Source organism: Cupriavidus sp. 05T313 (assembly GCF_056396665.1).
Map to the genome: position 1 here is coordinate 1 of NZ_JBFTLX010000617.1, position 471 is coordinate 471.

1 protein-coding gene is annotated in these 471 nt (G+C 63.1%); it reads right to left on the minus strand.

Going from position 1 to position 471, the window contains the following annotated elements:
- A partial coding sequence (locus AC1DKD_RS42025) for a glycoside hydrolase family 3 N-terminal domain-containing protein (protein ID WP_477144839.1) occupies positions 1-294 on the minus strand: 294 nt, incomplete at its 3' end.
- Between the last annotated feature and the right edge of the window lie 177 nt (positions 295-471).

Genomic DNA, 471 nt, shown 5'->3' on the forward strand with positions numbered 1-471 from the left:
GGTGGTGCGTTGGCCATGGATCACGTCCAATCCGATGAGCAGCGGAATACCATGCGGCGTCTCCTCCACGGCCGCGCGTTGGAGTTCGTTGGCGGCGGCGGCGCTCCGGGGCCAAAAAACACCTCCGATGCCCGCGCGCACCAGTTCCTTGGCCTCTTCAAGCCGCGGGCGGTAGCCGATCTGGAGCTGGGCGAGCTTCTGCTCCCAGGTCATGGATGCGAGGAGCCTTTCGACGACTGCTTCGCGGGATTCGACGTCGTCGTCCCGTTCCGCGGTCTTTGAACCCGGAGCCATTCATTCCTCCTGCGTTGTTTCCTACACAAAAATTCGTGCTGCCGGTAGGGCGTGCCAGGGTGGACAACTGCAGCACAGCAGCTTGGCACCATGGCTGATCTCCCCTGCCGGTTCCTAAGAAAGGAGGACGAGTTGCCGTACCCGGCGCCAGTGACGGCCGGCGCAAATCCAACCTCT